This is a genomic window from Actinoplanes auranticolor, from assembly GCF_018332655.1.
Lineage (GTDB): Bacteria > Actinomycetota > Actinomycetes > Mycobacteriales > Micromonosporaceae > Actinoplanes > Actinoplanes auranticolor.
The window spans coordinates 1-26,256 of record NZ_BOQL01000084.1; the positions used below are offsets into that span (position 1 = coordinate 1).

Sequence of the window (26,256 nt, forward strand, 5' to 3'; positions counted from 1 at the left end):
GGGCAGCGGGGGCAGCGGGGGTCGCGGCGGAACGGGCCGCGGCGGCGGCGGTGAGGTCGTCGCGGATCTTGCCGCTGATCGGGTCGATCTGCCGGTCCGCGAACCGGGAGTAGTACCAGGCGATCACGAACGTCGAGACGAACTGCAGCAGGCCGAGCAGCAGCGCGACGTTGATGTTCCCGATGAGCTTCACGGACATGAAGCCCCGGGCGTACGCCGAGAGCAGGACATAGAGCGCGTACCAGAGGAAGAACGCGACGGTCACGGGGAAAATGAAGTTGCGCAGCTTGCGGCGCAACCCGGCGAATTCATCGGATCGCTGGACCTCGAGATACTTCTCGGTCGGGGTCGCTTCGGTTGTCAACGTGGCTCACCACCTTCGTGGGGGCGGGTCTTTTCCGGCACCGTACGAAGCAGTGGTGGCGATCACTGGCTGCCGGTCGCCGGGTGCGCCGAGCGGCGTCCCTGTTGCGCTTACCGGTCGAGCCCGCGGTACCGGCCGCGGAAGTGGAGCAAAGGGACGAGCCCGGCGTCATCGAGCTGAATCGACTCGATCGTGGCCTCGACGAGCAGACCCCAGCCGTACGGCCGCTGCCCGTCGAGCCGGCAGCCCGCCCACGTCCCGGCGCCCGCCGGCACCGGCCCGTACCCGGTCGCGGTCCAGCCGTCGCCGGCGAACAGGCCGCCCGGGGCGGGCATCAGCCCGGCGAAACGATCGGCCAGCTGCTGGTCGCCGGGGCCGAGCGGGGTGACGGCGAAGCGCCCGGCCACCGAGACGGCGTCCCAGAAGTCGCTCTCCTCATCGACCAGCCCCAGGACGCGGCCGGGCTCGCCGTCGGCGACGAGCATGGAGGACACGGTGAGGCCGGCCGGGCCGGGAGCGGTCCAGAGCGTGACGGGCGCGGCCAGCCGTCCCCGCAGCCGCCGGACCGCGGACTTGTCCTGCTCCGGGGTGGCGAACGGGTCACTGGAGTGGATGTGCGCGCCGGGCTCGACAGGGTTCACGGGGAACATTGTGCCGTCCGCGGCGGTACGATCGGCCGCGTGAACACCGCGTGCCCGCAGAACTGGCGTCCGTCCTAGCGACGGCTGCCACCTCCGCACGCGCGGGCCGTCCCATCCGGACGGCCCGTTCTGTGTTTCCCGGGTCGTCCACGACCTCCCCGGGAGACAGAGATGACCACCCAGACCCTGAGCCTCGAGGACCGGATCGCCGCCCGGCCCGGCGACTTCCGCGTGCTGACCGGTGACCGGCCCACCGGGCCCCTGCACCTCGGCCACTACTTCGGCACCCTGCGCAACCGGGCCCGGCTGCAGCACAGCGGCGTCGACCTGGTCGTGGTCGTCGCCGACTACCAGGTGCTGACCGACCGCGACGTCGCTGAACGGCTGGTCCCGACGGTGGAGGGGTTGATCCTCGACTACCTCGCCGCGGGGCTCGACCCGGACCGGGCCACGATCTTCACGCACAGCGCGGTGCCGGCGCTCAACCAGCTCGTCCTGCCGTTCCTGAGCCTGGTCAGCGTGCCCGAGCTGCAGCGCAACCCGACCGTCAAGGACGAGATCGCCCACTCGCGGCAGAGCTCGGTCAGCGGGCTGATGTTCACCTATCCGGTGCACCAGGCCGCCGACATCCTCTTCTGCAAGGGCAACCTGGTGCCGGTCGGCCAGGACCAGCTGCCGCACGTCGAGGTCACCCGCACGGTGGCCCGGCGGTTCAACGAGCGCTACGGACCGGTCTTCCCGGTGCCGGAGGCGTTGCTGGGTGCCGCACCGCTGCTGCTGGGCACCGACGGGACGAAGATGAGCAAGAGCCGCGGCAACGCGATCGCCCTGTCCGCCACCGCGGACGAGACCGCCCGGCTGATCCGCGGCGCCAGGACCGATGCCGACCGGCACATCACCTTCGACCCGCAGACCCGGCCGGAAGTGTCCGGGCTGGTGCAGCTCGCCGCGCTCTGCCTGGACGAGGACCCGCATCAGGTGGCCGCGACGATCGGTGCCGCCGGGGCCGCCGCCCTGAAACGGACGGTCACCGAGGCGGTCAACGAGTTCCTGGCGCCGATGCGGGCGCGGCGGGCCGCGTACGCGCAGGAACCGGGGCTGGTGCGGGATGTGCAGCGGGCCGGCAACGCGCGGGCCAACGCCGTCGCGGACCAGACCCTGTTGGAGGTACGGGAGGCGATGGGCACCCGTTACTGACGGGCGGTCACCGTGGCCAGCAGCTCGGGCATCCGCCTGTCCAGCATCGGGCCGGCCAGGCGGAGCCCGAGCAGCAGTGCGCCGCCGCCGTAGAGCAGGCCCAGCGGGAGACCGGCCCACAGCCAGACGTCGTGGGCCAGGAACGCGACGAGCTGCATCGGCACGGTGATCAGCGCCGCACCGAACAGCGCCGCGAAGGTCAGCAGCCCTTTGGCCATGCCCCCGCCCGAGGACAGGGCGAACGGGTTGGCCGTGTCGGGCAGCGCGTAGGCGACCCGGACCGAGATCGGCAGGACCAGGGCGAGGCCCACGCCGTACGCCGCGGCCAGCATGCCGACCAGGGCCGGGATCGTCTCCGGGCGGCCCACGGCGAGACCGACCACGATCGCGATCACCAGCAGCGACGGGACCACGTACACGGAGAAGCCGGCGACCCGCGAGGTCAGCTCCAGCCGGCCGGGGACGCCGGCCACGACGTTGGCCGCGTAGGCGCTGCCCTCGAAGCCGAACTGGTTGGCCAGGCTCACCGCGGCCAGCGCGCCGACGAAGACCAGCATGCCGGTCGGGGCGCCGACGGTGCCGCTGCTCACGCCGATGAAGACGGGCAGGAAGATCCCCACCACGCTGAACGTGATCAGGCTGGCCCGCCGCCGCGTCTCACGCCACCAGTACCGCATCTCCCGCGCGGTCAGCGCGCCGAACCGGGTGCGCGGCAGCCAGCCGGGCACGAGCTGGGCGACCGGCTTGCGCGCCGAGGCCGCCCGCTCCCGCGGGCCGGACCGGCCGACCGAGCCCAGCATCGCGCGCTCGAGAGTCGCGGACCACCACCACAGCAACAGGCCGATCGTGGCCAGGACCAGAGCCAGCTTCACCGGTACGGCCCACAACCGTCCCGCGGCCACATCCTGGCCCATGCTGTACGGCGCCCCGAACGGCGTCCACGCGATGACGTCGGCCACCCGGGCGATGCCGGTCCAGTCGGCGTTCTCGGCTCCGGCCAGCGCGGCCAGTTGCAGCGGCCCGAGCAGCGCGGCGACACAGGCCAGCAGCACGGTCGCCAGATCGCGGGCCCGCCGAGACCGCAACGCCGTCGCGAAGGCGCTGGTCAGCGACCGGCTGACCGCCGCGCAGAGCAGGATGCCGGTGACCACGCCGACGAACTGGACCAGTGCGGCAGCCGGCCCGCCGAGTCGCGCCGCCGAGTCGACCATGCCCAGCGTCCCGGCGAACGTCGCCAGCGCGGGTACCCCGGCCAGCGATGCGACGAACAGGCCCCGGATCAGCGTGCGCCGGGGCAGTGGCAGCAGGGCGAAGCGGGCGGGGTCCAGCGATTCGTCCACGCCGAAGAAGACCAGCGGCAGGAACAGCCAGCCCAGCACGACCAGACCACCGGCCAGGGGCAGCGCCACCTCGGCGGCGCGCTGCTCATCGAGCAGGCCGGGCAGGCTGAACAGGGCGTACCCGCCGACCGCGGCGCAGGCGGCCAGCACCGCGCCGAGCACGAACAGAGCCACCCGCCAGGTCTGACCCCGCAGGCCGTTCGCGGTGATGCGCAGCTTGAGCTTGACGAAGTGCCGGACGCCTACAGCCACGCGAGTTCCGACCCGGTCGCTGTGCGGCCGCCGACGACCTCGACGAAGACGTCCTCCAGCGAGCGCCCGCCGCGGACCTCGGCGAGCGTGCCGCGCATCCGGATAGTGCCGTCGGCCAGGATCGCGACGTGGCTGCACAGCCGCTCGACCACGGCCATGACGTGGCTGGAGAAGACGACCGTCCCGCCGCCGGAGACGTAGCGCTGCAGGATGTCGCGGATCAGCGCCGCCGACACCGGATCGACCGCCTCGAACGGCTCGTCGAGCACCAGCAGCCGGGGCGCGTGCAGCATCGCGCAGGCCAGGCCGATCTTCTTCTTCATGCCCGCGGAGTAGTCGACGACCAGGGTGCGGTTGTCGGCGCCCAGGGCCAGGACGTCCAGCAGCTCGGCGGAGCGCTGGTCGACGACCTCGGCGTCCATGCCGCGCAACAGCCCGTGGTACGCCAGCAGTTCGGTGCCGGTGAGCCGGTCGAAGAGGCGGACACCGTCGGGCAGCACGCCGATCCGGGCCTTCGCCGCGGCCGGGTCGGCCCAGACGTCGTACCCCAAAATCCGGGCCTGGCCCGCGTCGGGCCGCAGCAGGCCGACGGCCATCGACAGGGTGGTGGTCTTGCCGGCCCCGTTGGGGCCGAGCAGGCCGAAGAACGAGCCGGCCGGGACGTCCAGGTCGATGCCGGCGACCGCCGGCTTGGCGTCGAAACTCTTGACGAGACCACGCAGCGCGAGCGCCGGATCCGGGCTCAGGCGCTGGTGGGGAACCGTCATGCCCAGAACCTAACGGTTGGTGAGCGGCCCGGGCCACCCCTGCGGATGGTCCGGGCCACTTGTCACACCCTTCAAAGGGCGGACCCCCGTCATCCCACCCGTTCGATCACGGCGCGCCTGATGAGGAACTTGCCCGCCTCGCGGACCTCCTCGAAGGCGGCGTTGTTGAGCAGGATGCAACTGCCCGACGGGGTCGCCACCTTGACGGTGATGCTCTTGTTGTTGTCGAGGTTCGTCACCTTGAGCGTGGTGCCGACCGGGAACGTGCCGCTGGACGCGGCGGGCGCGCCACCCTCACCGGACAGAGTCACGGTCGAGCCCTGGCAGACGACGTCGCCGGTGGCCCCGCCGGTCGCCCCTCCGCCGGCCGGAGCCTTGGTGGGTGCCTTGGTCGGCGCCTTCGTGGGGGCCTTGGTCGGGGCCTTGATCGGCGCGGCCTGCACGTCGCCGGTGCAGCCGGCGGTCGCGCGCCGCTGGTTGATCAGGTCGACGACGGCCTGCCGGTTGGCGATGCGCGCGGCCGAGAGGGCGTCCGGGTCGGCCCGCTGCGCGGCGATGAAGTCCAGGTTGTTGCGCAGGGCCCCGTCCAGGCCCGCGCAGTTCTCACCCGCGCTGCTCATGCCGGTGCTCACCGCGAAGGCACCGCCGGCCAGTGTCGCGGCCGCCACGCCGATCAGCAGTTTCCGGGCCCGGCCGCTCATCCTGTTCCTGCGGTACATGCAGCGCTCCTTCGCGTTCGTCCGGCTGCCCCGTTGCAGCATCGTTAGCTACGGGGCCGGCACCGCGAAGAGTTCAGACAAGTTTCTTAAATATTGTTAAGGGTCACCGTCAGAGCCGGAGCGATTCCGGGGCGTGCAGCCGCAGCATGGTCGCCCCGATGTCCCCCGGCACCCGGCGCTTGGTCAGCAGCGAACCGACCACCATGACCAGGAACGCCAGCGGCACCGTCCAGGCCGCCGGTTGCTCGATCAGCTGCGCCGGCCAGCCCGACAGCGGCGGGCCGAGCACCGTGATCAGCACCGCGGCCATCGCGGCGCCGCCGCCGGCCAGGATCCCGGCCACCGCGCCGGCGTCGGTGAGCCCCCGCCACCAGATGCCGAGCACCAGCAGCGGACAGAAGCTCGACGCGGCCACGGCGAACGCCAGCCCGACCACCTGCGAGACGTCCATGTTCGCCACGTAGATGGACAACGCCATCGGCGCGACCGCGGCCAGCACGGTGGCCAGCCGGAAGTCCCGGACCGAGCCACCCCGGTCGGCGTGCAGGACGTCGGTGAAGATCACCCCGGCGACGCTGGTGAGCAGACCCGACGAGGTGGACATGAAGGCGGCCAGGGCGCCGGCGGTGACCAGGGCGCCGAGGAACTGGCCCAGATGCCCGCCGCCGAGGGCCGCCTCCGGCAACAGCAGGACCACCGCGTCGGTGCGGCCGGTCATCAGCAACTGCGGGGTGTAGATGCGGCCGAGGACCCCGTACAGGGTGGGCAGCAGGTAGAAGAGGCCGACCAGGGCCAGGACCACCAGGGTCGTGCGGCGGGCCGAGGCGCCGTCGGGGTTGGTGTAGAAGCGGACCAGCACGTGCGGCAACCCCATGGTGCCCAGGAACGTGGCGAGGATCAGCGAATAGGTCGCGAACAGCGTGGTGTCGCCGCCGGGCAGCAGCCAGTCGGCGCCGCGGTGGTCGTCGACGGTGCTGACCTCCGGCACGGCCTCGCCGGCGGCGAACGTGCGCTCCTCGCCCTCGGCGACCCGGCTCTGCGAGCCGTCCGGCAGCGTGAGGGTCGCCGCGTCGGTGAAGGTCACGGTCGTGGTGGCCGTGAAGGCCGGGCCGGCCGGGGGCGTCACGGCCGGGCGGCCGTCCGACTGCCACTGCATGACCAGGAAGATCACAGGTACGGCCAGAGCGGTCAGCTTCAGCCAGTACTGGAACGCCTGCACGAAGGTGATCGCCCGCATCCCGCCCAGCGCCACGTTGGCGGTGACGACCAGACCGACGAGCAGCGCCCCCCACTCGTACCGGCCGCCGGTGACCGTGGTGAACGTCAGGCCCGCACCCTGTAGCTGCGGCACCAGATAGAGACAGCCGATGAAGACGACGAAGACGGTGGCGAGCCGGCGCAGCACGGGCGAGCGCAGCCGCACCTGGCAGAAGTCGGGCAGGGTGAACGCCCCCGAGCGGCGCAGCGGCGCGGCGACGAACAGCAACAGGGCGAGATAGCCGGCCGCGAAGCCGACGGGATACCAGAGGACGTCGACGCCGTAGCGCAGCACCAGTCCGGCGACGCCGAGGAAGGACGCGGCGGAGAGGTACTCGCCACTGATCGCGGCGGCGTTCCAGCTGGGGCTGACCGAGCGGGAGGCGACCAGGAAGTCCGAGGTGGTACGGGCGAAGCGCAGCCCGTACGCGCCGATCCCGACCGTGACGAGCACGACCAGGATCAGCCCCGGGACGACGTACGGGTTCACCCTTCCGGCCTGTTGATCACGGCGGTGAAGTCCTGCTCGTTGCGCTCGGCCCAGCGCACGTAGGCCCAGCCGACCCCGATCAGGAACGGGAAGGAGAGCAACCCGAGCAGCAGCCACGGCAGGTTGACGCCGAGCAGTTTGGCCTCACCGACCGCGGGCGCCACGGCGAAGAGCAGCGGCAGGGCGCCGAGCCCGGCCGCCACCACCAGCGAGAGCCGCAGGGCGAGGGCCAGCTGGGCCCGTACCAGCCCCTTGACCAGCGCCTCACCCACCGGGGTCTGCTCGGCGAGGTCGGCCCGCGCGGGATCGGGAGAGGGCCGGCGCGCGGCAGCCTCACCCAGGACGACGCGGGTACGCCGTACCTTGGCGCCGCCCGTCTGGTCGCCGTCCATGCCCGGCAGTCTTGCCGCCGCTGCGCCGATGTCAAGACACGGCGGCGGCACGGCGTGCCCGGCTGCCCTCGTGTCAGGAGGAGGGATAGTCCCCCGGGCAACTCCGCGGGGCCGGCGCCGGATCGTGGGCGAGCAGATCGCGGGCCTGGTACCGGCCGAGATTCCAGCCGCGCCAGTCGTCCTCGTCCCGCTTCAGGTCGGCGGCGATCGGGGCCAGGACGCAGTCGCGGTCGACCCCGGTCAGGCGGTCCAGGGCCGGCACCGCGTCGGCCGAGAGGTTCGACAGGTAGCGCGTGTCGATGCGGTCGGTCTGCTCGTAGCGGGTGACGTTGTGGTCGGCGATCAGCCGGTCCGGGTTGGCCCCGGCCAGGCCGAGCAGCGCCAGCACCCCGGCAGCGACCACGGCCCGGGGCAGCCAGCGCGCGGTGAGCCGGATGCCCGCGATCAGGATGAGCACGAAGACCAGGCCCAGCCACAGTTCGCAGAGGGAGACCAGCAGCCGCAGCCGGGTCAGGCCGTAGGTGTCGGCGTAGAGGTCCATGCGGTGGGTGGCCGAGGCGACCACGACCAGGGTCAGCACGGCGAGGGCGCCCAGGATCACGCGGATCAGGACGCGGTCGGTGCCGGTGTCCCGGGGAGCCCACCGGGCCGCCCCGGCGAGGACCACCAGCGTCAGGCCGGTGACGATCAGGAGCTGCCAGAAGCCGCCGCGGGCGTACTCGGCGTAGGTCAGGCCGTCGGTGTCCAGGACGTGCGCCGACCCTCCGAACAGGACGGTGAGCTGCACGGCGACGAACATCGCGAACAGCAGCACCAGCAAAGTCAACGGCACCGCCCACTCCAGCCGGGCCACCCGCCGGGTGCCGGGCCGCTCCAGCCCGCCGAGATCCGGCGGCGCGGCCCGCAGGTACGCGGCACCGCCGAGCACGAACGCGGCCACGACGAAAACGAAGATCCAGCGGGCCACCGTGCCGCCGTCGATGTCGGGTACCGCCCGGCCGACCAGGTCGGCGAACGCGGCATCGGCCGAGGCGAACAACGACCCGAAGACAACGAGCAGCACGGCCGAGACGGAGACGGTGGCGGTGATCCGCAGGCCCCTGCCACCACCGTTGTGCCGGACCGCGGCGAATCCCCGCCTGATCCAGGGCAGGGCCCGGAAACTCGCGAGTGGAGCCATGAGCACGGCGATGACCATCGCCCGCACCGACCGCCCCCCGGCCACGGCGAGCGCGGCGGTGATCACGGCGGTGCACAGGCACAGGAGGAAGAGCCAGCCCGCGGCCCGGAGAGTGCCGACCCCGAGCAGGGCCACTGTGGCTGCCGACCAGAAGAAACGGGCTCTGCTAAGGGCGAGGGGGCCCCGACGGACCAGCGGCGCCGGACCGGCCGTGCGCGGTGCGGGGTCGGGCACCACGCGGGCCACGATGAGCGCGGCGACGCCCGCGATCGCGGTGACGAACCAGCCGACACCGGCCCGGTCGAGCGGCACGCTGAGCGCGGCCACGGCCGCGGCGACCAGCAGGGCGACGATGGTCGCGCGGGTGGCGGGCCGGGTGGGGCCGGGCCAGCGGTGACCGAACAGCGGGGCGTCGGCCCACGGTCCGTGCAGTGGCGCTACCTGCACGGCGGCCTGCGGCGCGCCGGGAAGGCGTTGTTGTGGGCGGTTGTCCGGCGCGGGCGCCACGGTGGTCCCGGTTGCGGGCCCGGCGGGTTGATCGGTGGTCCGGGCCCGGATCCATTCCGGCGTTGCGACCCGCTTCGCGTGGGGCGGCGGCGCGGCCGTCGACCAGGCTTCGGTTGCCGAGGCCGGGGGCTGAGCAGGAACCGGGGGTGTGGCGGCCCGGTCGCCCGCAGCACTGCCGCCGGTCGGCGGGACCACCGCTCGCGGTGCCGGAGACGCGGTGCCGGGGTGGCTTTCCGCCGAACTGGTCTCCGTCGGCGAGGCCGGTGGTTGAGCGGCAGGCGGGGGTGTGGCGGGTCGGGTGGGCGCTTGCGGCGGTCTCGCCTGGTCATTTGCAGCGGGCGGTGCTTCGGTGGGTTCGTTGTCGGGAGCCGGGGTCGGGTCGGATGTGGGCATGGCGGGTCCTCCTCCAGGAGGTTGAGAGCACGGTTGGATAGCGGGCTGCCCAAGAAAGCGGGAGTCCGGTCGGCTGAGAGAGGTGGGGCTGGTCCGGCGCCTCAGGAAGGGGCCGGGCGGGCCGGTTGCAAGGGCAGGGTCACGTGGATCAGGCAGCCCGGGCGCTGCGCCTGCACCGTTGTGCCCGGCGGAGTGGCGGTCGGCGGGCGGGCCGGGTCGACCACGGCGATCGTGCCCTGGTGGAGCTGGACCACCCAGTGGGCGATGGCCAGGCCCAGGCCGGTGCCGCCGCCGGTCGCGCGTTCGCCGCGGGTGAAGCGTTCGAAGACCCGGTCGCGCTCGGCCGGGGGAATGCCTTCGCCCTCGTCCGCCACCGCCACCACCACGTGGTCGTCGTGGCGTTCCGCGCGGACGGTGACCGTGCCGCCCGGTGGGCTGTGCCGGGCCGCGTTGTCCAGCAGGTTCGCGAAGACCTGGTGGAGGCGTTCGCGGTCGCCCTCGATGCGCAGGGCCGGGGCCGAGACGGCGAAGCGGACGTCGTGACCCGCGCCGTCCGCGTTCACCGTTGCCTCGCGGACCACGTCGCCCAGGAAGGCCCGGACGTCGATCGGGTCGCTGGCCATCGGCATCACGCCGGCGTCCAGGCGGGAGAGGTCGAGCAGCTCCGTGACCAGGCGGCCCAGGCGTTCGGTCTGGGTCAGGGCGGTGCGCATCGTCTCCGGCTCCGCGTCGGAGACGCCGTCGACGATGTTCTCCAGCAGGCCGCGCAGGGCGGTGATCGGTGTGCGCAGCTCGTGCGAGACGTTGGCGATCAGCTCGCGGCGCTGCCGGTCCGCCGCCGCCAGGTCCGCGGCCATCTGGTTGAACGCTGCCGCCAGCTCGCCGATCTCGTCGCGGGACGTGGCGCGGACCCGGCGGGTGTAGTCGCCGCGGGCCATCGCCCGGGCCGCGTCGGTCATCTCCCGCAGCGGAACCGTGGTGCCGTGCGCCGCCACCTGCAGCGTGACCAGCCCCAGGGCGACGGCGATCGCGAACCAGGACAGCTCCACGCGCATGAAGTCCAGGCTCCACCAGAAGATCAGCAGGCCGACGCCGCCGGCCAGGCCGAGCGCCACCGAAAGCTTGGCCTTGATCGAGCGGACCGGATCGAGCGGGCGGGGCAGCAAGCCGAGCGCGGGGGCCAGCCAGCCCAGGGCCAGGCTCAGCGGCAGGGAGACCCAGCGCAGCAGCCGTCCCAGTAGCCGCGATCTCATCGTTCCACTTCCAGGGCGTACCCGACGCCGTGGACCGTGCGGATCAGGTCGGCGCCCAGCTTGCGGCGCAGGCCCTTGATGTGGCTGTCGACCGTCCTGGTGCCCGAGGCGTCCGCCCAGCCCCACACGTCGGCCAGCAGCCGCTCCCGGGGCAGCACCGTGCGGGGCCGGCCGGCCAGGTGCACGAGCAGGTCGAACTCGGTCGGGGTGAGCCTGGCCTCGACCCCGGCCCGCAGCACCCGGCGCTCGGCCAGATTGATCTCCAGGTCGCCGAACCGCAGCATCGCGTTCTCGGCCGGGACGGGCTCCTCCGGGGCGGAGCTGCGGCCGGCCCGCCGGAGCAGGGCGTGCACCCGCGCGGTGAGCTCGCGCATCGAGAACGGCTTGGTGAGGTAGTCGTCCGCGCCGACCGCCAGGCCGACCAGCAGGTCGGTCTCGTCGTCACGGGCGGTGAGCATCAGCACCGGCACGCCGCGGTCGGCCTGGATGCGCCGGCACACCTCGAGACCGTCGAAGCCGGGCAGCATGACGTCGAGGACGATCGCGTCCGGCCGGGTGCGCCGGGCGGTCTCGACCGCGCTCGGGCCGTCGCCGGCGATGTCGACCTCGAAGCCCTCGGCGCGTAGCCGGGCGGCCACCGCCTCGGCGATGGTGCGTTCGTCCTCGACCACGAGGACTCTCTTTGCCGTCACAGCGCCCCCTCTGCTCCGCCCCGCATCATGCGTTGCCGGGACAAGACCGGCACGCCCCCGTGACCGCCGATCCGACCCGCGCTGAGCAGCCTATTGATCAGTCGTGCAGGGGCGGGGGTGGCTTTGTGGACAACCTGTGAAGATGATCGGCCTGTGGATAACTCTGGGGATAACGCTGTGGGGTTGTGGATAACCCTGTGGATCGGGTGGGGGTGACGGGGGATTCAGCGGGTCCAGTCGTGCTTCGCGGCCCGGATCAGCTTGTCCTTCAGCTCCCGGGTGTGCCGGCGGCTGACCGGCAGCTCCGCGCCGTCGATCGTCACCACGTAACCCGACTGGGTGAGCCGCAGCTCCGCGACCAGGCGCAACTGCACCAGGTAGGAGCGGTGGATGCGGACGAAACCGGCGTCCGCCCAGCGCTCGGCCAGCGTCGCCAGCGACACCCGCACCAGGTGGGACGCGTCGACCGTGTGCAGCCGGGCGTAGTCACCCTGGGCCTCGACCCAGCGCACCGACGACCGGGGCAGCATCCGGGTCGTGCCGGCCAGCTCGACCGGGATGCTCGGCTCGTCCTGCTGCTTGGCGGGCTGCGGGGGTGGCGTGACGCGCAGGCCGGTGACGCGGCGCAGGGACTCGCCCAGCCGCTCGGACCGGACCGGCTTGCGGACGTAGTCGGTCACGCCCAGGTCGAACGCGTCCACCGCGCCGTCGTCGTACGCGGTCACGAACACGATCGCCGGGGGCCGGGCGAACCGGTGCAGGATGCGGGCCAGCTCCATGCCGTCCAGCCCGGGCATCCGGATGTCCAGGAACACCGCGTCGACCTCGGTGTCCCGCAGCACCCGCAGTGCCTCGGTGGCGTCGCCGGCCCGGTGCACGAACGCGACCCGGTCGTCGGCGTTGAGCAGGTACGCGAGCTCGTCCAGGGCCGGCGGCTCGTCGTCCACCGCGAGCACGACCAGGCTCATACCGTCACCTCCGCCGGCTCGTCCACAGCGGGCGTCACGCGGCTCATGCCCGTACCCCGGGATGGAATTTCGGCACCCGCATGCTCACTTTCGTCCCCGCGCCCGGCGCGGTCTCCACGACGAGCCCGAAGTGGTCTCCGAACACCGAGCGCAGCCGCTCATCCACATTCGAGAGGCCGACGTGCTGTCCGGCGTCGTCGTCGCGGGCGTTGACCGCCTCGGCGATGCCCGCCGCCAGGACCGCGGGATCCATGCCGACCCCGTCGTCCTCGACCGTGATGTGGCATTCGGCACCCGCGTCCCGGGCCTCGATGCTCACCATACCGACGCCGGGCTTGCGGGACAGTCCGTGCCGGACCGCGTTCTCCACCAGCGGCTGCAGGCACAGGAACGGCAGGCCGACCGGCAGCACCTCGGGCGCGATCTGCAGGCGGACCTGCAACCGGTCGCCGAAGCGGGCGCGTTCGATGGTCAGGTAACGGTCGATCGAGCGCAGTTCCTCGGCGAGCGTGGTGAAGTCGCCGTGGGCCCGGAACGAGTAACGGGTGAACTCGGCGAACTCCAGGATCAGCTCGCGGGCGCGTTCCGGGTCGGTGCGCACGAAGGAGGCGATGGCGGTCAGCGCGTTGTAGATGAAGTGCGGGCTGATCTGGGCGCGCAGGGCGCGTACCTCGGCGCGGGCCAGCCGTTCGCGGGAGGAGTCCAGCTCGGCCAGGGCGAGCTGGGAGCTGGCCCAGCGGGCGGTCTCCATGGTCGCCTGGACCAGGCCCGGCGCGGGCTGATCGTCGGCCACCGCCACCAGCGCGGCCACGGCCTGCCCGTCGGCGCCGGTCAGCGGCGCCACGACCGCGCCGCGCACCACGCAGTCCATCCGGTCGCAGGGCAGGTCGGTGCCGCTCAGCACGATCGACCGGTTGGCCCGTACGGCCCGGTCGGCCGCCGCAGTGAACTGGGCGCTGTGATGCCCGCCCCGGCCGTCGAAGGCCAGGCACCGCTCACCGTCGGCGACGGTGAGCCCGGGCGCGCCGACCAGCCGCCGCAGATGCCGCGTGGCCTTGGCGGCCGACGCCGGGGTCAGGCCGGTACGCAGCGGCTCGGCGGCCAGCGAGGCGGTGTGCAGGACGTCGTACGTGGCCCGCTGTCCCGCCGTGGCGATCCCGCGCCGGGCCCGTAGCCGCAGCACGGCGACCACCGCACCGACCAGGGCGGCCAGCACGGCAAGAACCGCCAGCACACTGCCGACCTGACCAGCCACGCACGCATCTTGACCGGAAAGTTCCGGAAAAACCAGCTCAGGGAGTTAATACGCGCCCTTGCGCTTCAGCACTACCCAGATGGTCCGCCACAGGATGCCCAGGTCGTACGTGAGCGACCAGTTGTCGACGTAGTAGAGGTCCAGCCGGACCGCCTCGTCCCAGGACAGGTCGGAGCGCCCCGACACCTGCCACAGGCCGGTGATGCCCGGGCGCACCAGCAGCCGCCGCCGGACGTCGCCCAGGTAGTCACCGTCGTCGGCGGGCAGCGGGCGCGGCCCGACCAGCGACATCTCGCCCTTCAGCACGTTGATCAGCTGCGGCAGCTCGTCGAGCGAGGTGGCCCGCAGCTTGCTCCCGAAGCGGAAGATCCGGGGATCCTCCTTCATCTTGAAGAGCATGCCGTCGGCCTCGTTGAGCTCCTCCAGCGTCGCCTTGCGTTCCTCGGCGTCCACGTCCATGGTCCGGAACTTCCACACCCGGAAGGTGTGGCCCTCGTGGCCGACCCTGGGCTGGCGGAAGAAGACCGGTCCGGGGCTGGCCATCTTGATGCCGACGGCGATCACGGCGAGGACCGGGCTGAGGAACAGCAGGCCGAAGAAGGCGGCGACCCGGTCGAGCAGGTTCTTGGCCAGCCAGCCGGGGCCGGACAGCGTCGGCTCCTCGACGTGCAGCAGCGGCAGGCCCTCGATCGGGCGGATGTGCACGCGCGGGCCGGCGATGTCGGTGAGCTGCGGGGCGACCACCAGGTCGACGCCGGTGCCCTCGAGGGCCCAGGCGAGCCGGCGCAGCTCGCCGGGCTCGGCGCTGGCCGAGCCGCAGACCGCGATGGTGTCGCCGCCGACCTCGCGGACCAGGGCGAGCACGTCGCGGCCCGCGTACACGGGCACGGGTGTCTCGATGCCTCTGGCTGCTGAGTAACCGTCGGTGAGATGGATGGCCACGGGTATCAGGCCGGCGGCCGGGCTGCGGGTGACGGCCGTGTAGACCTCGAGGGCCTCGGGCAGGGTGCCCATCAGGATCATCCGGTGCGCGCCGTGGCCGGTGCGCCGGCGGGCCACGTGCAGCACCTGGCGGGCCGAGTAGCGGCAGAACAGGATGAAGATCAACGCAGCGACGCAGACGTAGGCCACCGTCACGCGGGAGAGCTGGGTGCGCGTGCCGAAGGCCAGCAGGGACACCGCGGCCACCACCGTGATGGAGGAGCGGAAGACCCGTTTGAACTCCTCGCTGCCCAGCCCGAGGTAGCGGCGGTCGTAGCTGCCGTTGGCCCAGAGGGTGAAGATCCAGCCCAGCGGCAGGCCGACGAAGGCGACGAAGTAGAAGATGTTCTCCCGGTCCTGGAAACCCGAGCTGGCCTTCTGGATGAAGGTCACGGCCAGGGCACTGGCCAGAATCGCCGAGACGAAATCCAGGATGATCAGGATCAACGTGTACGGCCGGTGCCAGCGCGACAGGCGGCGGTGCGAGCGGGTCCAGGCGGATCTGGGTACGCCGTTACTCGGCGGCGGCTCCTGCTGCCACTCGAAACTGTCGTACGGCATGCCGCTCCGGCTCTTGCTGGTTCCCGGGCGTTGGAGGCTTGTGGTCACCTCGCCTACGTCCTCCCGCATCACGTACCGCCCACACCGAGAACATTACGCACCGCCACGGCCCTGGGGGCTCCGGCGGGGCCGCCGGTCCCTGACGCGCCGCGCACGAAGCGTGGGACCGGGCCACTATACCGATGGAACGGTCCAGAAGAAGGGGACGTTGTGCCCGCTTTCCCCCAAGGAATGGCTTGTGCACGCTGAGTGACTATCGGATCAACTTGGACAACCGCCGGTCGGCGAGCGGCTTTCCCCCGGTCTGGCAGGTCGGGCAGTACTGCAGGCTCTTGTCGGCGAAGGAGACCTCGCGGACCGTGTCCCCGCACACCGGGCAGGGCAGGCCGGTGCGGGCGTGCACCCGCATCCCGGCGCGCTTCTCGCCCTTGAGCTCGGCCGCCTTCTGTCCCACCGAGCGGGTCACGGCGTCGGTCTCCACCTGGCGCATGGCCTCGAACAGGGTGGTGATCTGCTCGTCGGTCAGCTTGTGGGTCAGCGCGAAGGGCGACATCCTGGCCACGTGCAGGATCTCGTCGGAGTAGGCGTTGCCGATGCCGGCCAGCACCTCCTGGTCGGTGAGCACGCCCTTGACCTGGCCGCGGCGGCTGCGTAGCCGTTCGGCGAACTGATCACGGTCGACCTCCAGCGCGTCGGGGCCCAGCCGCGACACGCCGGGCACCTCGGCGGGGTCACGCACCAGGTAGGCCGCCAGCGACTTCTGGGTGCCGGCCTCGGTCAGGTCGAAGCCGGACTCGTCGTCGAGGCGTACCCGGATCGCGATCGGCCCGCTGCCCGGCTTGAGCGGCGCGGGCGACTTGAACGACTCGCGGTAGTGCAGCCAGCCCGCCCGGGCCAGGTGCACGACCAGGTGCAGCCCGTCCGACCGCCCCGCCACCGCCGCTGACCCGACTGAAGACTGCCCACCGAGGGTGAGATCCAGGAACTTGCCGTGCCGGCCGGCGGCGGTGACGACCAGGCCGGCGACGGCGGAGGCGGGCGGATCGTAGGTCTTCAGCGCGCTGAAGGACGAGACCTCGAAACGCTGGACTGTACGGCCGACCGCACGCTCCCGCAGGTACGCAGCGAGCGCCTCGACCTCGGGAAGCTCCGGCACACCCTCAACGGTAGCGTTTCCCGGCGTGAAGGTCGTCGTAGCGCACAACAGATATCGCGAGGCCATCCCGTCCGGCGAGAACGTCATCGTCGACACGGAGATCGCGCAGCTCACGGCGGCCGGGATCGAGGTGCTGCCGTTCCAGCGCGCCTCCGACTCGATCGGGGAGCTGCCGCTCGCGCAGAAGGCCCTGCTGCCGCTGTCGCCGATCTTCGGCCGGGCGGCGCAGCGGGACCTCGCCGACCTGCTCCGGCGGGAGCGCCCGGATCTGCTGCACCTGCACAACCCGTACCCGTTGCTGTCGCCGTCGGTCGTGCGGACCGCGCACGCGCACGGCGTGCCGGTCGTGCAGACCGTGCACAACTACCGGCAGGTCTGCTCGTCCGGTCTCTACTTCCGGGACGGGCACAACTGCCACGACTGCCGGGGCAAGGTGGTGGGCTGGCCGGCCGTCGTGCACAAGTGCTATCGCGGTTCGGCGGCGCAGAGCGCTCTGATGGCGACCACGCTGGCGGTGCACCGGCCGACCTGGAAGTCGGTGGACCGCTACATCGCGCTGACCGGACGGATCGCCGACCACCTGCGGAACTACGGCATTCCGGACGACCGCATCGTGATCAAGCCCAACGGCCTGCCGGATCCCGGCGACCCGGAGCCGCTGGGTGACGGTTTCCTGTACGCGGCCCGGCTCTCCCCGGAGAAGGGCCTGGCGTTGCTGCTCGACGCGTGGCGCCGGCACCCCGACGGGGCACTGGGGCAGCTGCGCATCGCGGGCGACGGCGAACTGCGTCCCCTCGCCGAGCAGGCCGCAGCCGAGCGGGCCGACGTCACCTATCTCGGCGCGCTGGATCAGGCCGGCATGGTCGCCGCCCGCCGGGCCGCCTCGGTGATCGTGGCCGTGCCGACCTGGGACGACGTACTGCCCACAGTGATCCTGGAGGCGATGGCCGCGGGCCGGCCGGTGCTCGGCACCGACGTCGGCGGGATCCCGTACCTGGTCGGGATCGGCGAGACCGTGACGCCGGCCGGCTGGGCGGTCGGGCCGGACCCGGAGAAGCTGGCCACCGCGCTGCCGATCGCCCGCGCCGACGCCGCGGCGGTCGCCCCGGCCGCTCGCGACCGCTACCTGCGCGCCTTCCATCCGGACGTGGTGACCCGGCGGCTCATCGACATCTATGCCGATCTCACAGGTAATTCCCACCCGGCATCGAGGTAGATCACCATCGAAATGGGGAAAGCTGGCCCCCGTGACCGAAGCCAAACTTTCGCGCCGCAACCTCCTGCTCGGCGTCGGCGGTGCCGTGGTGTTCACCGCGGCCGGTGCCGGGGCCGGCTATGCGATCGCCGACAGCAAGGACGACGCCGAAACCCCGCAGGCCGCCCCGCAGGCCGGCCCCGCGAAGTACCGGTCCCGCCCCGACCTGCGCACGCTGCCCGACGTCACGATCACGACGCCGGCCAACGCGACCGCCCCCGGCTACATCTTCCTGACGCCGGCGTCCGGCGCCGGCCTGTGGGGCCCGCTGATCGTCGACGACAAGGGCTCGCCGGTCTGGTTCCGCAAGGTGCCCGACCCCGCCACGGTGGCGATCGACTTCAAGGTCCAGCAGTACCAGAACAAACCCGTCCTGACCTGGTGGGAGGGGACGATCGGCGGCACCGGCGGGCAGGGTGTCGGGCAGGGCGAGTTCGTCATCGCGGACATGTCCTACCGGGAGATCACCCGGGTCCGGGCGGCCGGCTCCGAGCAGGCCGATCAGCACGACTTCGTGATCACGCCGGACGACACCGCGATCTTCTGGGTCTACGACCCGGTCCCGTACGACCTGTCGGCCGTGGGTGGACCGGCCGACGGCGTGCTGCACGACGGTGTCATCCAGGAGATCGACATCCGGACCGGCAAGCGCGTCTTCGAGTGGCGGGCGCGCGACCACGTCGCCCTGTCCGAGTCGTACGCGCCGCTGCCCCAGGGCGACTCCGCGCACCTGCCGTACGACTACTTCCACGCCAACTCGGTCGGGCTCGACGCGGACGGCCACATCCTCGTCTCGGCCCGGCACACCTGGGCGAACTACAAGATCGATCGCAGGTCGGGCGAGGTGCGCTGGCGCCTCGGCGGCAAGAAGTCGGACTTCACCCTCGACGAGAAGTCCAAGTTCAGCTGGCAGCACGACTTCCGGCGCCGGCGGGACGGGTCGTACAGCATCTTCGACAACGGCGCCGGCATCACCAAGGAGCGCGAGGAGTCCCGCGGCCTGGTCTTCAAGGTCGACGAGGCGGCCAAGACGGTCACCTTCGTGCAGGAGTTCCTGCACCCGAAGAAGCTCTCCGCGCCGACGCAGGGCAACTTCCGCGAGCTGGCCGACGGCGGCTCGTTCATCGGCTGGGGCCAGCAGCCCTACTTCACCGAGTACGCCCCGGACGGCACCGTACGGCTGGACGGGCACCTGCCGCTCGACAACCAGTCGTATCGCGCGTACAAGGCCGAGTGGGCCGGTGCGCCGCTGGATCAGCCCGCCCTGGGTCTGCACGTCGACGGCGGCAACGTGGTCGTCAGCACGAGCTGGAACGGCAGCACCAAGGTCGCCAAGTGGCGGGCCCGGGCCGGCGGCCAGCCGCAGGCGCTGACCCAGACCGCCGAGGCCGCCCGCACCGGCTTCGAGACCACGCTGCAGCTGCCGGGCACGCCGGAGTACGTCGTCGCCGAAGCGCTCGACAGCAGCGGGAAGGTGCTGGGGACCTCGTCGGCGATCCCCGTCCGCGTCTGAGTCAGCCCTTGAGGGCGGCCCGCCCGGAGAACGCGATGCTGGCGGCCAGGAAGGCCCCGTTGACCAGGGTGAACGCGCCGATCACGAAGATCGTCCACTGTGGCGCCAGGGTCAGCACCAGGCCGGCCAGGGCGATCACCGCACCGTAGTCGCGGACCAGCTTGACCACGCGGACCGGCAGCGAGCGGCTCGTCACCATGCTCGACGCCTGGCTGCCCGTCTGCATCACCGAGGTGACCAGGTTGACCATCCAGGTGCCGGCGAAGGCGGCCACCAGCCACGCGGGAGTCTCCGGCACCTGGGCCTCGGCCACCGCGGACAGGGCTGCCACCAGCGCGATCTGGCCGGCCACGTCGCACAGCACGTCGACCCGGCCACCGGCCGCGCTGGTCTGGCCGGTGACCCGGGCCAGCTGGCCGTCGGAGCAGTCCAGCGCGTACGCGAACTGCCAGCCGAGCAGCGCGAGCAGACCGACCGGCCAGGCCCACACCTGGCCCTCGGCGACGGGTCCGGCCGCCGCCACGACGACGAACGAGACCAGGCAGCTGAGGCCCAGATTGGCCACGGTCAGCACCGTGGGAGCCAGCCGGTGCTTGTGGGCGAAGACGGCGATCCGGGCACCCACCCGCTGGCTGACCGCCTCGCTGAACAGCCCGCCGCCCCGGTTCACGCCGTAGTAGTCGGCGGCGGTGGGTGGGCGGTCCACTGTCGGCTCAGAGGCCGGCGACGGCGTCGTCATACTCGGCCAGCTTCCTGCGGATCTCGTCCGTCGACATCGCGAGGTGTTCCAGGATGGTGTAACGGTCCGGCCGGGTCCGCGGGGCGAACTCGACGACCTCGACGAGCTGCTCGCGGGTCAGGCCCACGTCACTCGCCGTGCGGGGCAGGCTGTGCCGCACCAGGCAGTCGGACATCTGGGCGAAGCGGCGCTCGTCGCCGCGCAGGAACGTGCAGAACAACGCCCCGAGGCCGGCGAGCTCGCCGTGCGAGGCCGTGCCGGGGAACAGCGTGTCCGTGGCGTGGATGATCTCGTGGCAGCCGCCGCTGCACGGCCGGCTGCTGCCGCAGACGGCCATGGCCAGACCGCTCGAGATCAGGGCCTCGGCGAGGATGGTGACGAAGGCGTCGTCCTGCATGTCGCCCGGCATGTTCAGGATGGCCTCGGCACCGACCCGCGACAGCGACGCCGCCAGGCCGTCGACCGGCTCGCCGCGGATCTCCCGGCCCAGGTCCCAGTCGGCCAGCGCGCTGATGTTGCTGATCACGTCGCCGATGCCGGCCCGGTTGACCCGCTCCGGGCCGTTCTCCACGAAGTCCAGGTCGACGATCACCGCGTACGGGATGTGCACGCCGTAGGAGCCCTTGACGCCGTCGTTGATCAGGCTGGCCACCGGGGACGCGATGCCGTCGTTGGCCAGGCTGGTCGCCACCGACACCATCGGCATGCCCCAGCGGTTGGCCGCGTACTTGGCCGCGTCGACGGTCTTGCCACCGCCGATGCCGACCACCGCGTCGTACGAGCGGGAGCGCAGCTTCGCCGCCAGCTCCAGCGCGGCGTCGAGGGTGCCGCCGGTGGTCGTGTAGACGTCGGCCGAGCCCAGCGACGGCCGGATCATCTCGGCGATCCGCTCGCCCTGACCCGGGCCGACCACCACGGCCACGTCACCGCCAGCCGAGATCCGGCCGTCGGCCAGGATGCGGCCCAGGTCCGCGACCGCGCCGCGGCGGACGTCGATGTGCAGCGGGGTCTGGACGCTGCGGGCTAGTAACGGCATGCGATGTCCCGCGCCTTGGCGAGGTCGTCGTGGTTGTCCACCTCGACCCAGGGGATGTCGCCGATCGCCGCACCGCGGATCTCGCCGCCGCGGTCGGCGTACTCCTGGTAGCCGTCCTCGTAGTACAGGTCCGGGTTGCGCTCGAAGGTCGCCTGCAGCGCGTCGGCCAGGCCGGCGGCCGCCTCGGCCTCGATGATCGTGGCGCCGATGTACTCGCCCGAGGCCTCGGCCGGCTCCATCAGTTTCGTAATCTTGGTGAGCCGGCCATCTGCCGAGAAGACTGCCTTCATCTCCTCGTCAGCAAGCTTCTTCACATTGTCAATGGCGAGCAGGATGCCGGGGCCGCGGTTGGCCAGCAGGGTCTGCTCCACGCTCACCGGGTGCACGGTGTCGCCGTTGACGAGCAGTGCGCCCTGGGCGAAGTGGTCCCGCGCCAGCCACAGCGAGTAGGCGTTGTTCCACTCCTCCGCCTTGTCGTTGTGCACGAGGGAGATCTTCACGCCGTACTTCCGCTCGAACGCGTCCTTGCGCTCCTCGACCGCGCCGGCCTGGTAGCCGACCACGATCGTCACGTCCGTCAGCCCGGCCGCCGCGAGGTTGCGCAGGGAGATGTCCATGATCGTGGTCTCCCCGTCCACGGGGACCAGCGCCTTCGGCAGCGTGTCCGTGTAGGGACGCAGCCTGCGTCCGGCGCCGGCGGCGAGTACCAAGCCGATCATGGGTGGTTCCTTCCGGAAGTGAGGGGCGTGCCAGCCGAGGATAGCGGTGGGTTCACATACCGAGATTGTGCAGGACCGCGAAGCCGTCCTCGGCGATCCGCCGGATCATCCCGTCGTTGATCTCGCGGCTCTCGTCCAGCACCGCCAGGTCGCCGGGGCCCAGCCAGCGGAACTCCGTGTGCTTGCCCACCTCCAGCCGCGGCCGGGACAGGTCGCCGTCCACCCGGACCAGGAAGTCGCTTTCGTGCCGGTCCAGACCGTCGTCACCGGTGTAGGTGTATTCGCCGACCGGGGCTAGCACCACCGACACCTGCCAGCCGGTCTCCTCGAGCACCTCACGGCGTAACGCCTCGTCGACCGTTTCGCCCGGTTCGAGGTGGCCGCCGACGATGTCCCACGTGTTCGGGAAAAGCTTGCGTGCCGGCGACCGGCGCTGGAAGAAAATGCGGCCGTCGTCGTCCACGACGAGAGCTCCGGCGACGAACAGCGGGTCGGGGGACACGGGAAAAATGATATAGAGCCTGCTCGTAAGCTTGGGGGTATGACCGCTGAGCAGCTGATCTCGTTCGCAAGAGGGGCTCCGTCCCTGGACATCATCGACGTGCAGGGCCTCAAGGCCGCCGCCGCCCGGGCCTTCGACGCCGATCCGGCCGGGGTGACCGCCTACGGCACCTCCGTCGGTTACGTCCCGCTGCGCAAGTGGATCGCCGACAAGCACGGTGTCGACGCGGATCAGGTCATCGTGACCAACGGTTCGCTGCAGGCCGACGCGTTCCTCTTCAACCACCTGGTCAACGCCGGCGACGACGTGATCGTGGAGAAGCCCACCTACGACCGCACCCTGCTGAACCTGCAGAACCTGGGCGGCAAGGTGCACCAGGTGACGATCGAGCCGGACGGCATCGACGTCGCCGAGCTCAAGGGGATGCTCGAGGCGGGCCTGCGCCCGAAGCTCGCGCACATCATCCCGAACTACCAGAACCCGGCCGGCGTCACGCTCTCGCTGGAGAAGCGGCAGGCGCTGCTGAGCCTGGCCGTCGAGTACGGCTTCACGATCTTCGAGGACGACCCGTACGTGGACATCCGTTTCCGCGGCGAGGCCCTGCCGTCGATGCTGTCGATGGACACGGAGAACGTGGTCGTGCACGCCTCCAGCTTCACCAAGACGGTGTGCCCCGGGGTGCGCGTCGGCTACCTGGTCGGCCCGGCCGCCCTGATCGACGCCATCGCGAAGAAGGCCACCAACCTCTACATCTCGCCCGGCATGGTGTCCGAGGCGATCGTGCACCAGTTCTGCGTCTCCGGCGACATCGAGCGGTCGGTGCAGACCGTCAGCACGGCCCTCGCCGAGCGGGCGCGGGTCCTCGCCGCGTCCCTGCGCGAGCACATCCCGGGCGCCACCTTCACCGAGCCCGACGGCGGCTACTTCCTCTGGGTGGACCTGCCGTCCTCTGTGGACGTCGACAAGCTCTTCCCGGCGGCCATGAAGAAGGGCGTCGCCGTCGTCAAGGGCAGCGACTTCCTGCTGGACGGCGGTAAGTCGTCGGTGCGGCTGGCCTTCTCCGCGGTCACCGTGGACCAGATCGACGAGGGTGTCCGGCGGCTCGCCGCGGCCATCGCCGAGGTCTCCGCCTGATACCTGCCCGACTGTCGGGTTTCCGACACTGCCCTCCTGACGCCGGTCCCGGGTTTGGCCGGGACCGGCGTTCGGCTCACAATGCTGCTGCACCGGCTGCATGACCATGCGACCCGGTGCGTCGACACCCACCCCCGCCCCCCGGCGCCGGGCGGGCCGATCGCACCTTCACCCCCCGAAATGCGGCCGGTCCGTCCGGCGCCACCCGGCCGACCGGCATGTGCGTGGCGCGGCCGGGGCAAGGTAACGGGCGTAGCCTCGTGCAGGCCTCACCGCGAGGGCCCGGCCGACATCACCCCTGGGGGAGGCAGCCATGAGCGAGCACATGAACCGCAGCCGGACCACCGGCGTCAACCGGTCATTGTCCCGGGCCTGGACCGCCCCGGTCCGGGCGATGAACCGGTTCCTCGGCGCCGACGACGGCCGCCCCGACGAGCCCGGCCGGCCCTACCACGGCACGGCGGTCGTGGACTGCGGTGTCTACGTCGACGGCAAGCGCGAGCCCGGTGACTTCACTCCGGACGAGGCGCTGCGCGAGGCCTGCAGCCGGGAGAACGCCTTCGTCTGGCTGGGCCTGCACGAGCCCACCGCGGGCGAGATGGCGGCCATCGCGCGCACCTACGACCTGCACGAGCTCGCCGTCGAGGACGCGGTCAAGGCGGAGCAGCGGCCCAAGCTGGAGCAGTTCAACTCGGTGCACTTCCTGGTGCTGCGCACCGCGCGCTACGTGCCGCACGGCGAGCTGACCGAGACGTCCCAGGTGGTCGAGACCGGTCAGATGATGATCTTCGTCGGCGAGCGCTTCGTCATCACGGTCCGGCACGGCGACGCGTCCCGGCTGGCGCCGGTGCGGGCCGACATGGAGGCGCGGGGCGAGCTGCTCGCGCAGGGGCCGTGGGCGGTCGCGTACGCGGTGACCGACCGGGTGGTGGACGCGTACGTCGAGGTGGCCGACCAGGTGGAGACCGACCTCGACATCATCGAGGAGGGCGCCTTCTCCCGGGACAGCGGCAGCCCGGTGCAGCAGATCTACCAGATGAAGCGCGAGATCGTGGAGTTCCGCCGGGCGGTGGTGCCGTTGCAGCGGCCGCTGGCCACGATCACCTCCCCGCAGAGCCGGCAGGTGCCCAAGGAGATCCGGCGTTACTTCCGCGACGTGCAGGACCACCTGACCCGGACGGTGGAGCAGGTCGCCTCGTACGACGATCTGCTCAACTCGATCCTGCAGGCCCGGCTGGCGCAGGTCACCGTGGACCAGAACAACGACATGCGCAAGATCGCCGCCTGGGCCGGTATCGCCACGGTCTGGACCGCGATCGCCGGGGTGTACGGCATGAACTTCGACCACATGCCGGAGCTCGCCTGGCAGTACAGCTACCCGGCGCTGATCACGTTGATGCTCGGCATCTCGGTGCTGCTCTACCGGGCGTTCCGCCGCAACGGCTGGCTCTGACCCGCCCCCCACCGCCCCCGGCCGCCCTTTACAGTGACGGAGTCGCCCTGGGGAGGGAAGTCGCGTGCCGTCACGCCAGGATCAGCTGCACTCGTACCAGTACTCGCAGCAGCGGGTGGTGGCCGCGCTGGTCACCCACGACCCCGATCCGCACCGCTCGCCGCTGCGCCGGGCCGGCAGCGCGGCCCTGATCAGCCTGGTCGTGGCCTCGCTGGCCGTCGGTGGCGCCGCCGTCTACGGCATGCTCAAGGGGCGCAGCTCGGTCGATCCGCGCAACGAGGCCGTGGTGTTCCTGGAGAAGGGTTCGGGCGCCCGCTTCGTCTACCTCAAGTCCGACGACCGGATGCACCCGGTGCTCAACTACAGCTCGGCGCTGCTGATCGCCAACGCCACCGAGCCCAAGATGGTCGACGCCTCGTCGCAGAGCCTGGCCAAGGTGCCGCTCGGCGATCCGCTCGGCATCCCGGACGCCCCCGACTCGCTGCCGGCGGCCAAGGGCGGGATGGCCGCGCGGGTGTGGACGGTCTGCTCGCGGACGCCGGCCGATTCCGGCTCCGGCACGCCGGCGCAGAGCCTGCTGGCGGTCGGCGTGCGGCTCTCCGACGGCACCGTGCTGCCCGTGCCGCGGGCTGACACCCCCGCCGCCGATCTGCGCGGGCTGCTCGTCGCCGATCCGTCCGGCCGAACCTATCTGGTCTACAACAACAAGCGGTTCCTGATCCCGGCCGGCCGGCTGCAACGCACCCAGTCCTTCCTGGGCTGGACCCAGCAGCCGCTGCCGGTCGCGGCGGCCTGGATCAACGCGGTGCCGATCGGCCCCGACCTCAAGCCGCCGGCGATCCAGGACTTCGGTGACCCGTCGCCGGCGATCGACGACTTCGAGATCGGTCAGCTGCTGCGGATCCGCGGCGATGCCAGTGGCACGGACAAATGGGGCGTGGTGCTGGGCGACGGCGTGGCCGACATCACCGACGTGCAGGCGCGGCTGCTGCAGGTCGACCCGGAGGCGTACGACCGCCGCGACATCGATCTCAATCTGTACAGCAGCTTGCCGCACTCCCGGACCCAGCTGATCGGCGAGGCCGCTGCCGCGGGCCTGCCGCCGGCGGTCCCGGTGCTGCTCAACGGCCCTGAGCAGGTGTGTCTCAGCTACGACGGCGAGGACCCCAAGGGTGTGATCAGCATCCGGATCGGTCCGACGGCGCCGAGCGGCAGCCCGGTCGCCGGCGCACCGGCCGTCGCGGGCGGCGTGCAGGCTGACTTGGTGCACGTGCCGCGCGGCAAGGGGGCGCTGGTCGTCGCGGCCGCATCACCCACGGCACCGGCCGGCAGCGGCACGGTCAGCATCGTGACGGACACCGGCCGCCGCTACCCGGTCGCCAGCCGTGACGTGCTGCCCCGCCTCGGCTACGCCGGCGTCGAGCCCGTCCCGATCCCGGGCCAGCTCGTTTCGCTACTGCCCCAGGGACCGGCGCTCGACCCGGTGCGAGCCCGCCGGGGCGACTCCACCCAGGGCTGAACGCAGCGAGGCGGGCGGACG

At 71.8% G+C, this 26,256-nt stretch carries 24 protein-coding genes; 6 read left to right on the plus strand and 18 right to left on the minus strand.

The window, feature by feature from the left end:
• Together Aau02nite_RS42955 and Aau02nite_RS42960 are read right to left on the minus strand one after the other, a co-directional pair.
• Positions 1–364 (minus strand): DUF485 domain-containing protein (locus tag Aau02nite_RS42955; RefSeq protein WP_212994446.1); only part of this gene is annotated, 364 nt, incomplete at its 3' end.
• A gap of 110 nt (positions 365–474) precedes the next feature.
• The gene (locus tag Aau02nite_RS42960) at positions 475–1,014 is read right to left on the minus strand and encodes a flavin reductase family protein (RefSeq protein WP_212994447.1); all 540 of its coding nucleotides are present in this window, start codon (positions 1,012–1,014) and stop codon (positions 475–477) included.
• A gap of 162 nt (positions 1,015–1,176) precedes the next feature.
• Between Aau02nite_RS42960 and trpS the strand changes: the two genes are divergently transcribed.
• The gene (trpS, locus tag Aau02nite_RS42965; RefSeq protein WP_212994448.1) at positions 1,177–2,202 is read left to right on the plus strand and encodes a tryptophan--tRNA ligase; all 1,026 of its coding nucleotides are present in this window, start codon (positions 1,177–1,179) and stop codon (positions 2,200–2,202) included.
• Here the strand turns inward: trpS and Aau02nite_RS42970 are convergent.
• From Aau02nite_RS42970 to Aau02nite_RS43025, 12 genes are all read right to left on the minus strand, one after another.
• Positions 2,196–3,794, minus strand: a complete 1,599-nt coding sequence (locus Aau02nite_RS42970; RefSeq protein WP_212994449.1) for an ABC transporter permease — start codon at positions 3,792–3,794, stop codon at positions 2,196–2,198. The genes trpS and Aau02nite_RS42970 overlap by 7 nt on opposite strands.
• Complete coding sequence (locus Aau02nite_RS42975; protein WP_212994450.1) at positions 3,785–4,561, minus strand: ABC transporter ATP-binding protein; 777 nt, start codon at positions 4,559–4,561, stop codon at positions 3,785–3,787. The genes Aau02nite_RS42970 and Aau02nite_RS42975 overlap by 10 nt, the downstream gene beginning before the upstream one ends.
• 89 nt (positions 4,562–4,650) lie before the next feature.
• Positions 4,651–5,280: an SCO2207 family protein gene (locus tag Aau02nite_RS42980; protein ID WP_212994451.1), complete on the minus strand. Its 630-nt coding sequence runs from the start codon at positions 5,278–5,280 to the stop codon at positions 4,651–4,653.
• A 109-nt stretch (positions 5,281–5,389) separates the two neighbouring features.
• Positions 5,390–7,027, minus strand: a complete 1,638-nt coding sequence (locus tag Aau02nite_RS42985) for a sodium/solute symporter (RefSeq protein ID WP_212994452.1) — start codon at positions 7,025–7,027, stop codon at positions 5,390–5,392.
• Positions 7,024–7,419, minus strand: coding sequence for a DUF485 domain-containing protein (locus Aau02nite_RS42990; protein WP_212994453.1), 396 nt, complete (start codon positions 7,417–7,419; stop codon positions 7,024–7,026). Before Aau02nite_RS42990 ends, Aau02nite_RS42985 begins: the two co-directional genes overlap by 4 nt.
• Positions 7,420–7,492: 73 nt before the next feature.
• Positions 7,493–9,046 (minus strand): DUF4153 domain-containing protein, encoded by a 1,554-nt coding sequence (locus Aau02nite_RS42995; protein ID WP_212994454.1) that lies wholly within the window; start codon positions 9,044–9,046, stop codon positions 7,493–7,495.
• A 554-nt stretch (positions 9,047–9,600) separates the two neighbouring features.
• Positions 9,601–10,752, minus strand: a complete 1,152-nt coding sequence (locus Aau02nite_RS43000) for a sensor histidine kinase (protein ID WP_212994455.1) — start codon at positions 10,750–10,752, stop codon at positions 9,601–9,603.
• Positions 10,749–11,444: a response regulator transcription factor gene (locus Aau02nite_RS43005; protein WP_212994456.1), complete on the minus strand. Its 696-nt coding sequence runs from the start codon at positions 11,442–11,444 to the stop codon at positions 10,749–10,751. Before Aau02nite_RS43005 ends, Aau02nite_RS43000 begins: the two co-directional genes overlap by 4 nt.
• Before the next feature lie 224 nt (positions 11,445–11,668).
• Positions 11,669–12,412, minus strand: a complete 744-nt coding sequence (locus Aau02nite_RS43010) for a LytR/AlgR family response regulator transcription factor (RefSeq protein WP_212994457.1) — start codon at positions 12,410–12,412, stop codon at positions 11,669–11,671.
• A 43-nt stretch (positions 12,413–12,455) separates the two neighbouring features.
• On the minus strand, positions 12,456–13,667 hold the full coding sequence (locus Aau02nite_RS43015) for a sensor histidine kinase (protein ID WP_212994458.1): 1,212 nt from the start codon (positions 13,665–13,667) through the stop codon (positions 12,456–12,458).
• 45 nt (positions 13,668–13,712) lie between these two features.
• A complete protein-coding gene (locus tag Aau02nite_RS43020) occupies positions 13,713–15,209 on the minus strand; it encodes a sugar transferase (RefSeq protein ID WP_212994459.1) in 1,497 nt (498 codons plus the stop codon).
• Between the two features lie 253 nt (positions 15,210–15,462).
• Positions 15,463–16,365, minus strand: a complete 903-nt coding sequence (locus Aau02nite_RS43025; RefSeq protein ID WP_212994460.1) for an Fpg/Nei family DNA glycosylase — start codon at positions 16,363–16,365, stop codon at positions 15,463–15,465.
• A gap of 25 nt (positions 16,366–16,390) precedes the next feature.
• Between Aau02nite_RS43025 and Aau02nite_RS43030 the strand changes: the two genes are divergently transcribed.
• Both Aau02nite_RS43030 and Aau02nite_RS43035 read left to right on the plus strand, forming a co-directional pair.
• The gene (locus tag Aau02nite_RS43030; protein WP_212994461.1) at positions 16,391–17,581 is read left to right on the plus strand and encodes a glycosyltransferase family 4 protein; all 1,191 of its coding nucleotides are present in this window, start codon (positions 16,391–16,393) and stop codon (positions 17,579–17,581) included.
• 31 nt (positions 17,582–17,612) lie between these two features.
• Positions 17,613–19,133, plus strand: a complete 1,521-nt coding sequence (locus Aau02nite_RS43035; RefSeq protein ID WP_246595870.1) for an arylsulfotransferase family protein — start codon at positions 17,613–17,615, stop codon at positions 19,131–19,133.
• Between the two features lies 1 nt (position 19,134).
• Here the strand turns inward: Aau02nite_RS43035 and Aau02nite_RS43040 are convergent, their stop codons facing one another.
• From Aau02nite_RS43040 to Aau02nite_RS43055, 4 genes are read right to left on the minus strand one after another with little or no spacing between them, the layout of a single operon-like run.
• Positions 19,135–19,872 carry a CDP-alcohol phosphatidyltransferase family protein gene (locus tag Aau02nite_RS43040; RefSeq protein ID WP_212994463.1) on the minus strand — a complete coding sequence of 246 codons (738 nt, stop codon included), beginning with the start codon at positions 19,870–19,872 and terminating at the stop codon, positions 19,135–19,137.
• Positions 19,847–20,908: an iron-containing alcohol dehydrogenase family protein gene (locus Aau02nite_RS43045; protein ID WP_212994464.1), complete on the minus strand. Its 1,062-nt coding sequence runs from the start codon at positions 20,906–20,908 to the stop codon at positions 19,847–19,849. Before Aau02nite_RS43045 ends, Aau02nite_RS43040 begins: the two co-directional genes overlap by 26 nt.
• The gene (locus tag Aau02nite_RS43050) at positions 20,896–21,627 is read right to left on the minus strand and encodes a phosphocholine cytidylyltransferase family protein (RefSeq protein WP_212994465.1); all 732 of its coding nucleotides are present in this window, start codon (positions 21,625–21,627) and stop codon (positions 20,896–20,898) included. The genes Aau02nite_RS43045 and Aau02nite_RS43050 overlap by 13 nt, the downstream gene beginning before the upstream one ends.
• 52 nt (positions 21,628–21,679) lie before the next feature.
• Positions 21,680–22,129 carry an NUDIX domain-containing protein gene (locus Aau02nite_RS43055; RefSeq protein WP_212994466.1) on the minus strand — a complete coding sequence of 150 codons (450 nt, stop codon included), beginning with the start codon at positions 22,127–22,129 and terminating at the stop codon, positions 21,680–21,682.
• A gap of 39 nt (positions 22,130–22,168) precedes the next feature.
• Here Aau02nite_RS43055 and Aau02nite_RS43060 point away from each other — a divergent pair, with 39 nt between their 5' ends.
• From Aau02nite_RS43060 to eccB, 3 genes are all read left to right on the plus strand, one after another.
• A complete protein-coding gene (locus Aau02nite_RS43060) occupies positions 22,169–23,263 on the plus strand; it encodes an aminotransferase-like domain-containing protein (protein ID WP_212994467.1) in 1,095 nt (364 codons plus the stop codon).
• Positions 23,264–23,576: 313 nt separating this feature from the next.
• On the plus strand, positions 23,577–24,716 hold the full coding sequence (gene corA, locus Aau02nite_RS43065) for a magnesium/cobalt transporter CorA (protein WP_212994468.1): 1,140 nt from the start codon (positions 23,577–23,579) through the stop codon (positions 24,714–24,716).
• A 64-nt stretch (positions 24,717–24,780) separates the two neighbouring features.
• A complete protein-coding gene (gene eccB, locus Aau02nite_RS43070) occupies positions 24,781–26,235 on the plus strand; it encodes a type VII secretion protein EccB (RefSeq protein ID WP_212994469.1) in 1,455 nt (484 codons plus the stop codon).
• The last annotated feature ends 21 nt before the right edge of the window (positions 26,236–26,256 follow it).